This window comes from Serratia sp. K1WW1 (assembly GCF_055790865.1).
This window is the reverse complement of sequence record NZ_CM147697.1, coordinates 2,130,025-2,141,216: the sequence shown is the minus strand read 5'-3', so window position 1 is coordinate 2,141,216 and position 11,192 is coordinate 2,130,025. Positions and strand designations below refer to the sequence as shown.

The 11,192-nt window shown below is 56.5% G+C and carries 6 protein-coding genes and 1 pseudogene; 3 read left to right on the top strand and 4 right to left on the bottom strand.

Annotation, left to right across the window (positions count from 1 at the left end):
* Nucleotides 1-12: 12 nt before the first annotated feature.
* On the top strand, nucleotides 13-1,551 hold the full coding sequence (locus tag ACX9GU_RS09670; RefSeq protein ID WP_473194598.1) for an MFS transporter: 1,539 nt from the start codon (nucleotides 13-15) through the stop codon (nucleotides 1,549-1,551).
* On the opposite strand, the gene ACX9GU_RS09665 is transcribed toward ACX9GU_RS09670, so the two are convergent.
* From ACX9GU_RS09665 to ACX9GU_RS09650, 4 genes are read right to left on the bottom strand one after another with little or no spacing between them, the layout of a single operon-like run.
* On the bottom strand, nucleotides 1,536-2,285 hold the full coding sequence (locus tag ACX9GU_RS09665) for a thioesterase II family protein (protein ID WP_473194597.1): 750 nt from the start codon (nucleotides 2,283-2,285) through the stop codon (nucleotides 1,536-1,538). The two genes, ACX9GU_RS09670 and ACX9GU_RS09665, sit on opposite strands and share 16 nt — an antisense overlap.
* Nucleotides 2,285-4,678 carry an ABC transporter ATP-binding protein/permease gene (locus ACX9GU_RS09660; protein ID WP_473194596.1) on the bottom strand — a complete coding sequence of 798 codons (2,394 nt, stop codon included), beginning with the start codon at nucleotides 4,676-4,678 and terminating at the stop codon, nucleotides 2,285-2,287. The genes ACX9GU_RS09665 and ACX9GU_RS09660 overlap by 1 nt, the downstream gene beginning before the upstream one ends.
* Nucleotides 4,678-5,643 (bottom strand): ABC transporter permease, encoded by a 966-nt coding sequence (locus tag ACX9GU_RS09655; RefSeq protein WP_473194595.1) that lies wholly within the window; start codon nucleotides 5,641-5,643, stop codon nucleotides 4,678-4,680. The genes ACX9GU_RS09660 and ACX9GU_RS09655 overlap by 1 nt, the downstream gene beginning before the upstream one ends.
* Nucleotides 5,640-7,184: an ABC transporter substrate-binding protein gene (locus tag ACX9GU_RS09650; RefSeq protein WP_473194594.1), complete on the bottom strand. Its 1,545-nt coding sequence runs from the start codon at nucleotides 7,182-7,184 to the stop codon at nucleotides 5,640-5,642. Before ACX9GU_RS09650 ends, ACX9GU_RS09655 begins: the two co-directional genes overlap by 4 nt.
* Nucleotides 7,185-7,340: 156 nt before the next feature.
* Here ACX9GU_RS09650 and ACX9GU_RS09645 point away from each other — a divergent pair, with 156 nt between their 5' ends.
* Together ACX9GU_RS09645 and ACX9GU_RS09640 are read left to right on the top strand one after the other, a co-directional pair.
* Nucleotides 7,341-9,515, top strand: coding sequence for a TonB-dependent siderophore receptor (locus ACX9GU_RS09645; protein WP_473194593.1), 2,175 nt, complete (start codon nucleotides 7,341-7,343; stop codon nucleotides 9,513-9,515).
* A 93-nt stretch (nucleotides 9,516-9,608) separates the two neighbouring features.
* Nucleotides 9,609-11,144, top strand: a pseudogene (locus ACX9GU_RS09640) ((2,3-dihydroxybenzoyl)adenylate synthase); the annotation flags it as partial.
* Nucleotides 11,145-11,192 lie beyond the last annotated feature (48 nt).

Genomic DNA, 11,192 nt, shown 5'->3' with positions numbered 1-11,192 from the left:
AGGAAAAGCCACATGTCATCGGATATAAAACAGGCAAAAAACCGGAAATGGACTACCCTGGTGGCAGCATTGAGTGCCGCTATCATGACGCTGGACATCACGGTGGTGAACATCGCACTCCCCATAATCGGTAAAGATTTTCTCACCAATCTCGCACAGTTACAGTGGGTTATTAACGGATACACATTGAGCTTTGCCGCGCTATTGCTACTGGCTGGCGCAATTTCCGATCGGCTAGGCAGACGCTCTATTTTCCTGTTCGGCAACGGATTATTTGTGTTGGCCTCACTGGGGTGTGCCCTTGCACCTACCATCGATGTGTTGATCGTTGCGCGCGTTATCCAGGGCGCAGGCGGTGCCATGGTACTGGGGACCGCATTGGCGCTGATTGCCAATGCCTGTGAAGGAGAACCGCCGCAGGTGCGTGCCACCGCAGTAGGACTATTTGCCGCCGGCGGGGCCATCTCTGCCGCAACCGGCCCATTAATTGGTGGCATGCTGATCCAATGGGCAAGCTGGGAGTGGTTGTTTGCCATTAACATCCCGATTGGATTGTTGATCATCTTCTTCACCCTACGTCATGTTGATGAGAAACCTCTGCCACCGCCGCGCTACCCTCTGGATTTGGCTGGCGCGGTTTTAGTGACCCTCTGCCTGTTTAGCCTGAACTATGCGGCTCTGACCTTTTCATCTGGCTCATCTGCATTAAGCGAGGTGCGATTTGCACTGACCGTCGGGCTGATCACCGCGGCGCTATTCTTCTGGTTAGAGAACCGGCGCGGCGATCGTGCCCTGCTTCATTTGCGCCTGTTTCGCATACCGACTTTTATCGGCGCAATTTTGCTGAGTTTCGCCGGTCGTATTTTCAGTTTTGGCTTGCTGCCTTTTATTACACTGTGGCTGAGCGGCATCTTGCATTACTCGGCCTGGCATACCGGTTTGATCTTGCTCAGCCAATCGCTGGCAATGGTGATTGCCGCCGGGTTAAGTGGCCCGATTTCGCGCCGGATCCCGGTACGCGTGTTGCTGGCTATGGGGATGTTTATTGTTGCCATTGGGCTTGTGATCAGCAGCCGTGTGCAAATCGGCAGTGACTGGCTGGTCATCCTGCCTCTGTTACTGATGCTCGGTGCTGGCGCCGGTCTGACGATGCCGCACCTGATGGATCTCGCCGTCAGCGTGGTGCCTGCTCATCAGGCGGGGGTCGCTTCGGGTACCGCTAATACTTTTTTTCCGCTCGGTACCGCCGTGGGTATCGCTCTGTTTGGCCTGTTGCTAAGCCATGTGCTGCAGCAAGCGCTGCCTGTTTCTCAGCTCAGTGCCGCGGGTATCAGCCAGCCTGATGCAGCTCTGCAGGCGATCGGCAGTGCGCAATTCTCAATGCTTAGCGCCACTCCCGCGTTGCTGCTGCAGGCGCAGCAGGCTTGGGTGGATGCATTAAACCTGCTGTTTCGCGTGGCGGCGGTAGCCAGTGCAATAGCCGGCTTGGCGGCACTGTGGCTAATCCGCCCCGCTCAATCCCAACCGCAGCGGGATCAGAAAACCGCCTGAATCTGCTGCAAACGCCCCCACAACCGCGTGAGTAGCGGTTGTGGGTCATCACTGAAATAAAAATGCCCGCCGCTAAACCGATCGAGGGTGAAGCCTGCCGTCGTCCAGGCAGCCCAACCTTCAGCCTGCTGGTCATTGAGCTCTGGATCTTCGTTACCAACGAATACCGCGATGGGGCACGCCAGCGGCCGTGCTGAACTCAGTTGCCACTGCTCGATCAGCGCATAGTCAGCCCGTATCGTTGGCAAGATCAGTTCGCGCATCTCCGGTAGCGCCAGTAAAGCAGGATCGGTACCGTTCAGCCGCAGCAACTCCTCGCATAACGCGTCGTCGCTCTGACGATGCAGTATGCCTGGTCGATGAAACTGCGGCGCTTCACGAGCAGAAACCGCCAGCAGCTGCGGCGCAAGGAATTCACGCTGCTGTAATGCCAACACGATTTCATGCGCGACGACCGCACCCATGCTGTGTCCGAAGATCGCCCACCTCTCGCCGAGGTGGGGGGCGATAGCAGCGGTTACTTCCTGCACCAGTTCCGACATCGAAACCGGGATCGGCTGCTGCCAGCGTTCCAGGCGGCCGGGATAGCAGATCACATTGAGTTCGATCTCCGCGGGTAACAGCTCACGCCAACCGCGATATAGCGTGGCATTGCCACCGGCATGCGGCAGACAAAACAGCTTTAATTCAGGTGACACGCCCCCGCTTAGGGTTCGGATCCAGGGTGAAGTCATCAATGAATACCTGTAGTGAGTTGTGCCGCCTCAACCAATTGACGCGTCACCGCATGTGTTTGACAGGCCAGCAGTTCAGCCGCACGACCTTGCTCCACGACCAGTCCCTTATTGATTACCATCAACGCTCCCCCCAATCGGGCGGGAAGCGCTAAATCATGAGTAACGATAAGCAGCGTAATCCCCTGCTCCTGCTGCAATCGTTGCAAAAGCAGCACCAGTTCCAGCCGCGTTGGCCCATCTACCGCGCTGGTGACTTCATCGCACAACAGAATGTCAGGGCGCGTGATCAAGGCCCGCGCCAACGCCACACGTTGCTGCTGCCCACCTGAGAGCGTTGCAGCGCGCCGCACCAGGAGATGTGGCTCAAGTCCAACCAGCCCAAGCGCTTCCTCAATCCGTTGCTGACGCTGCTCTGCATTAAGCGTCGGATCGCACAGATGCAGTGGGCGTTGCAGCAGCGCCCGTACGCTATAGAAAGGGTTAAGTGAGCTGGCAGGGTTTTGCGCAACATATTGCAATCGGCGTTTCTGTGCCCCACTGCGTTGGTGGATTTTTAGCGGCAGTGTCTCGCCTAGCATAGATAGCGTGCCGCTGACGTTGTTTTGCAACCCCGCCAGCGCACGAAGCAATGTGGTTTTACCGCCGCCGGAACGGCCAGCAATGGTCAGCGTCTCGCCGCGCCCCAGTGATAACGCCATCGGCGCGAGAGCAATTCTGCCCTCGTAATCAGCACTGAGGTTTTCGCCGTTCAGTATGGGCAGCAGTGCCGAAGCGGTATCCGGCGCGTTAGCGAATGGTCGCCAGGCATCAAGTAACCTTTTTCCTGCCAGGCTGTGCGGCGCACGCAAAAATGCCTGCGTGTTTTGTTGCTCGACCAGCTCTCCTTGCTCCATCACCAGGATCCGGTCGGCTATCTGGCTGGCCTGTGGTAAATCATGCGCCACAAACAGCACGGCCATGTTGTGAGTGCGTGCCGTGGATGCGACCCACTGCATCACCGCCTGAGTGCCGATCGCATCCAGTGCGCTGGTCGGTTCATCCATCAGCAGCAAAGGGGGATAGCCCAACATGGCGGCCACTACCATCACGCGCTGACGCTGCCCACCGGAAAGCTCATGGGGATAGCGCTGTAAAAATTCAGCATCGTCTGGTAATTCCAGTTGCCGGAAGTGCGACTTCACCTGGCTATCGCGCTGTAAGGGGGGAACGCCTCGACGCGCCGCCATCAACCGTAAATACGCGCCGAGCGTTTGTGATGGCATCATGCTTATTCGCGGATCCTGCGGAACAAAACCCACTTGCTGAGCACGCAGATTGCGTAATGCGCGCGTATTGAGTGACGACAGCGCGTTACTCGCTAACCAAACTTCCCCCGCCAGCGCTTTGGTGTTTTTGGGATACTGCCCCAACGCAGCGCGCAGTAGCGTGCTTTTGCCACTGCCTGACGCCCCCACCAGCACGATAATTTGGCCGGGTTTAAGTTGTAATGAAAGCGAGTTGAGCAGCGTTTGCTCGGGTAGCTTTATCGTAACCTGCTGAAGTTCAAGCACATTTCCCGGTATTGCTGTTAGACGGCAACACCGGGCAGCGGGCGGTAATCCATTCATCCGGGAATCGATCAACAGGCCATCGAGGCTCAGGTTAAGCGGTATCAGCAGTAGCAGGATCGCGATTATGGGCGCCAGCGCAGCCCAAGGCTGGAACGTCAATCCCTGACGGTTTTCCATGACCATTAACCCCCAGTCAGCCTGCGGTTGTACCGCAGCTAGCCCGAGGAAACTGGCGGTTGCCAGAATAAAGATGGCAGACAGCAGCCGAATGCCGATATCTGCACTCAGCAAGGGCAGCAGGTTCGGTGCAATCTCCCGGCAGAGAATCGATGCCAGCGACTCGCCGCGACAGAGCGCCATCTCAACGTAATCTTGCTGCAACTGTTGTAACGTGGCGGCGCGTACCAGACGGAAAATATCCGGCAGCATCACCAGGATCGCGGCGATCACCGCAGCCAGGTAGCCGCGCCCGCTTACTGTGACCACTAACGTCAGCAACAGCAGGCCTGGTATGCTGAGCAACACGTCGGCCACGGCCAGCAACAGGCGATCGATCCAGCGCCCTTGCAACGCAGCAACCATTCCCATAAACCCACCGCTCAACCATGCCAGAAGCACACTGAGACAGGCCAGTATCAGCAACTGTTGACCGCCGCCGAGCACGCGGCTGAACACATCGGCACCAAGATAATCCGTACCCGCCCAGAGAGCCGTACTTGGTGCGGCAAAGGGAATATCGAGTATCTCATCCAGCGCATGGGGTGCCAGCCAAGGGCCAATGACGCTGATTGACGCCACCAGCAAAAACACGCCCAATCCCGCATATTGCCGTTTACGCATCAACGCACCTCCTGACGGGCGGCGGGATTCAGCAATGCGGTCAGGCAATCGGCCAGCAGATTGAGCAGTACAGTCAATGTGCAGATCACCATCGCAATGCCCATCACCACTGGGGTGTCGCGTGACAAAGTGGCATTGAGCAACGCCGCCGCCAGGCCTGGCCAGCCAAACAGCGTTTCGGCAATTAATGCACCGCCAAACAGGTAGGTGATGTAACGCGCCAGTACGGGTAAGCAGGGGCCTAGCGCTTCAGGAAGGATCCAGTACAGCACGACGCCCGATTCCGCCACACCATTCAGGCGCGCGCATTCACTGGCAGGAGATTGTGACGCGCGGATAACTCCGAGGCGGATCAACTTGATGTTCTGAGCCAGAGAGACGCTGAGCAGCGTCAGGATCGGCAGAATAAACTGCGGCCACTGCGCCCACAGCGATTGGGTTGGCGAGATTAACGATAATGCAGGCAGCCACTGCAGCGTTAACGCAAACGCCACCACCAGCAGCATTCCGGTAACAAACTCAGGCAGCGCCAGCAGCCCCAGCGACAACAGACCGATCAGCCTGTCGATGACACTTCCCGGATGGAGCCCACAGTACACGCCTGCGGTACATGCCAGTATCACCAGTAACAGACTGGCGCTGGCTCCCAATGCCAGTGAGAAACGCCCGCGCTCCCACAGCAACGCACTGACCGGACGGTCATTCAGATAGCTGGTTCCCCAGTCGCCCCGTATGACGCCACTGGCCCAGTACAGATAGCGCACCGCGATGGGTTGATCCAGCCCCATTTGCGTGCGTAAGACGTTAACCTGCTCACGGCTGCCCTTGCCAGCCAGGCGTTGGGTGGCTGCATCCCCCTTTACCAGTGACATGGCACTGAAAATAATCACCGAAACCAACCACAGGGTTAAGATCGCCTGCGCAGTCCGCCAAAGCAAGCGCTTAATCGAGCCGCGTAACATCATGCAGAATGCAGCCAGGCATCGCGCAGTAGCGGATAATCGAAGAAGCCCGCCGCTTTAACGCCAAATACCCCAGGCGCGGATGCGGCAACAGAAGGGATGCGCGCAAAGATCGCATCGCCGCCCTGTTGCCATAGGTAGTGCTGAACATCTGCAACGCGTTGGCGCAACGCATCACCGCGTGCGGCCTGCATGGCATTCATCAGGCTTTCGAGCTGTGGCGTCGCGGGGCCGGTGAAGGACCAGGGCGCAGCGGAACCGTAATAAAACGGCAGCGCGACCGGCAGCGGCATCGGCCGGTAGAGATTGGTTTGCAGCGGCGTGTTGAGCAGCAGATTGAAATCGCTGTAGTAATCGGCCGCGGGAACGCGATCCAGGCCAAGATCAAAACCCGCCCCTTTTGCCTGTCGCAGCAGCAAGGTGGCGCTTTCAGCGGTGCCATATTCATAGTCACTGGTACGGATCGTGGCGGTGACAGACTTTATGCCCGCCTTTTGCAGCAGAGAGCGGGAGCGATCGGGATCGTAATGGCGCACAGGCAAATCCGCATTGAACCAGGGTTGCCCGACCCCCAGCGTATCGTTAGCCACTTCGCCCAGCCCCATGGTCACGGCGCGCACCATTGTTTCACGGTCAATGGCGTACTTCAGCGCCTCCACCACCTCAGGCTGGTTAAACGGGGCTTTGCTGAGATTCATGCTGAACCCCAGATTACTCATTGCCGATGGCGGCGAGTGCCAAAGCTTCAATGCCGGGTTGGCCTGTTCTGCACGTGCGATTAACAACGCCATGCCGCCCACATAATCAAACTGCCCCGCTTTCAGACCGTTGAGACGGGCTGCGGTGTCGCTGATGGCGTAGAGCTGTATCTCATCCAGCCACGGACCGCCGTTATCTGCATCCCAATAATCGGCTCGCGCCTGTAAAACGCTTTTATCCTGTGACCAGGATTGCAACGTATAAGGGCCGCTGCCGATGGCGGCGCTAAAGTCCTGCGTATTTTCCGGGAAAATGAAGATCGACTGGGCCAGTAATAAATCAAAGGAACCTACTGGTTTATGCAGCTGCAGCGTGAGCGTGTGATCGTCTTCGATGCGCGAGGCGGTAAGGTCGAGCGGTTTCAGCCAGCCACTCTGGCTACCCGGCTGGCTCATCCAGGTACGCAGACTGAACATCACATCTCTACTGGTGAGTTTACGGCCATCACTAAATGTGACGCCTTGGCGAATTTTAAGCGCCCAGCGTGTGGCATCACTGTTGGGCTCTGCTGACTCCATCAGGCGCCAAACGATATGCTGATTGTCTATTTCGGCTAATGAGTCCCACACCAAGCGGGCACGTACATAATCAATGTTGCTATTGGTGGATCGCAATACGCTTGTGGAATCATTGCTGGAACCAGCAAAGGCGGCCCGTAACACGCCACCTCTGTCAGGCTTGGGGTCGTCAGCCCATGCCAACGGTAAAATTGCGTTGCTTAGCACGATCCCCGCGCTAATACCCATCGTTTTTATCAGTGCTCTTCTGGTTAAACCCTGTTTCATTCCCCTGCCTCTCCCTGAACAAAAACCTGAAATTTCCGCTTCATTATTGACCATAGCATATGTTATATCATTACAATAATACAAACGATATTGATAATCATTACCAACAAAAACATAAAAATACTTTCTGAAATTTCTATCTGGCAAGGGATTACTATGGAACGTACCACATTGTATTTGGCAGGAAAAAAACTCACTCAACTTGCTGTAACGGGTCTTTCACTCCTTACTCTCGCACTGCAAAGTACCTGGGCACAGCAGAACAATTCAACGTTGACTGTCATCGCACAGGAAGAGGGATCACGCAGCAGCAAGCTTTCCGCCAAAGTGAGCAGCAGCGCCACCAAAACCGCGACACCGCTGGTGGAAACACCGCAATCGGTCTCGGTGATCACCCGCCAGCAGATGGATGATCAAAACACACGCAGTCTGAACGAAGCGCTCCGCTATACACCTGGCGTGGCCTCGGAACAGTGGGGAGGCGTGACCGCCTTCGATCAATTCACCCTTCGCGGACTTAACTACGGTGACACAGGTTATTCCGACGTGTTTCAGGATGGCTTGCGCAATACCAACGGCCTGTTATTCGGGGTGCAACAGGTCGATCCTTTCCTGCTAGAGCAGGTTGACGTGCTGCGTGGACCCGCATCGGTGCTTTACGGCCTCTCCAATCCTGGCGGCGTCATCGCACTGACCAGCAAACTGCCGACGCGAGAGACCATTCGCCATATCGAAGTAGAAGGCGGTAGCTCTAATTACGGCCGGGTTGGTGTGGATTTTGGTGGTGCGCTGAATGACAACGGCAGCGTCCTGTACCGTCTCGTTGCCACAGGACATCTCGCCGATGGCATGCAACAAGACGCCAAACTCAAAGGCTATGCGCTGGGCCCCTCAATCACTTTTAATCCTGACGACAACAACAGCCTGACGCTTTACTCACGCTTCCAGTACGATCCCGATCTCGGCGTCATTACTTCGCTGCCCGCTTACGGCACCCTGTTCCCTAATCCCAATGGCAAACTGCCACTAGATGCCTATCCTGGCGAGCCGGACCATAGCACCTATAGCCGCAAGCAGTCGGCGGTGGGATACAGCTATAGCCATAATTTCAACGAAGACTGGTCAACGGTTCTGAAGGGGCGCTATTTTGGCGAGACATCGAATTATGATGCGGTGGTGATGTTGGGACTGAACGACGATATGCGCACCATCAGCCGTAATACCGCAGTCTCCGATGAGCGTTACAACACCCTCAATGTTGATCATCAGATCCACGGTTTTTTCGACACTGGCGCGTTAAATCATGAACTGCTGACTGGCGTGAGCGTTGATCATATGCGCGGACACACCAATTACGGCAGTGGCAGTGTCTCATCTCTGGATATCTTCCATCCTGTCTACGGCGTGGCGGAGTATGGCCCAACCGCGTGGTGGCAGGATAGCCGTGTATCTTCCACACAAACCGGTCTCTACTGGCAAGACCAGATCGCCTGGCAGCAGTGGCGTACCACGCTGGGGATCCGCCACGACTGGAGCAAAATCATCAACAAAGATTTTCTTTATGGTCAGAATTATGAGCAGCACGACCAGGCAACCACTGGTCGTATCGGTCTGAATTATCTGTTCAGCAATGGCATCTCGCCTTACTTCACCTGGGCGCAATCCTTCCAACCAGTAGCAGGCCTCTCGCGCGAACAAAAACCCTTCAAGCCCAGCCGCGGTGAACTCTATGAGTTTGGCGTGAAATATCAGCCACCGGGCACCACCACCCTGCTCTCTGCGGCGGTGTATAACCTGACGCAGGACAAGACTCTGAGCACCGATCCGGTCTATACCGCTTTCCAGACACAGGGCGGCAAGATACGCGTGCGCGGGCTGGAGCTGGAAGCTCGGGGTTTACTGACCGACCAATTCAGCGTGATCGGCAGCTACACCCTGCAACAGGTGAAATACACGCAGGATACCCAAGGCCGTGAAGGCAAAACCCCGCTGCGTGTGCCGCGTACCTTTGGTGCCCTGTGGCTGGACTGGCTAGCCCCCAGAGGTACAACGATTGATGGTCTGGGGCTGGCGGTGGGCGGACGTTTCAGCGGAGGCACCAAAGGCGGCACCATGGAAGATCAGTTCAATACCGGAGGCTATGGTCTGATAGATGCCTCAATCCGTTATGAGCTCGGCAAGTTCGATCCTTCGTTACGTGGCAGCAAAGTACAGCTGACTGCGCAGAACCTGCTGAACCGCAAAGTAGTTATGGGCTGCTACTCCACCGATACCGGTTGCTTCTGGGGGGCCGGGCGTCAGGTGATTGCCAAAATCAGCTGGGACTTTTGATGGCGTTGCCGGCTCCCCCGGCAATTCTTTTTCGGCAAGGAGAAAACCATGAACGAACTTCAACGTTACAGCGCCTGGAGCGAAAGCGAGCGTGTGCACTACCGGCAATCTGGCTATTGGGTCGATCAGCCGCTTGGTGAGCAACTGCGTCTGTGGGCACGTCAGCAGCCCACCCAGATCGCACTGGTAGCTGGCCAACGGCGGCTCAGCTACGCTGGTCTTGACACTCTGGCCGACCGGCTGGCAGCGGGCTTCGCCGCAAGAGGGATCCGCTCAGGCAATAACGTGCTGCTGCAACTGCCAAACTGTATCGGTCTGGTCGCCACACTGTTTGCGCTGTTTCGCCTCGGCGCACGCCCGATTCTGGCGATGCCGGGGCAGCAAGCGTCGGATATTGACATGCTGTGTCAACTGGCCGAACCTGAAGCCTGGCTCTATCCCACCCGCTATCTCGGCAATGACTATCAGATGCTGGCAAAGGATATTGTCGCAAAACACCCCAACCTACAGCACTGGCAGGTGAACACGGACGACGTCCTGATGTCGACATTCCAGCATGAACCGCAATCGTTCCAGGCACCGCACGCTGAGGATATTGCATTACTGCTGCTCTCTGGTGGCAGTACCGGCACGCCAAAGTTGATCCCACGTACCCACGCTGATTAATTCTACAACGCGCGCCGGATGTCGGAGATCTGCCAGCTCACCCCTCAAAGCGTTTATCTGGCGACATTAGCCGTGGCACATAACTTCACCCTATCCTGCCCCGGCGTGCTGGGCACTCTACTCTCAGGCGGCAAGGTAGTATTGGCGCAAACCTCCGGCTGCGACGAGGTTTTCCCGCTGATTGAACAGGAGAAGGTCACCTTTACCGCCCTCGTGCCGCCTCTGCTTAATCTTTGGCTTGAGTGCCGCGCCTGGGACGACAGCGATCTTTCCTGTTTGCAGCTGATTCAGGTTGGCGGTGCACGTCTGGAAAGCACGCTGGCGGCGAAGGTAAAACCAACCTTTAACTGCCAGTTACAGCAGGTTTTCGGTATGGCAGAAGGCCTGATTTGCTGCACACGGCTGGACGATACGGATGAGGTTATTTTACATACCCAAGGTCGTCCGATTTCAAACGCTGACCAGATACGGGTGGTCGATCAGGATGGATTACCGGTTAAACCGGGAAACGCTGGCGAGTTGCTCACCCACGGTCCCTACACCATTGGCGGATACTATCGCGCTGAAGCACAGAATCTACAGGCATTTACGCCCGATCATTTTTATCGCTCTGGTGATATCGTTCGCCTCACCGCGGCAGGCAACATCGTGGTTGAAGGGAGACTCAAGGAGCAGATCAATCGCGCAGGAGAGAAGATTGGCTGCGCAGAAATAGAGTCACTGATTGACAGCCATCAAGCCGTTTTGGGCTGCGTGGTAGTAGGCGTTGCCGACGAACGCCTCGGCGAGCGCATCTGCGCCTGTGTGCAGGGAGACACGTCGCTGACGCTCACTATTCTGCGTGGCTACCTGCAACAGCAGGGGCTGAGCGATTATAAACTGCCGGATCAACTATTACGTGTGAAAGACTGGCCGTTAACGGTGGTCGGCAAAATCGATAAGCGCCAACTGGCTGCCACTGCCCAGCACGTACTGGCAGCCTGTGATAACCACCAGACGCTTGCCCTACAA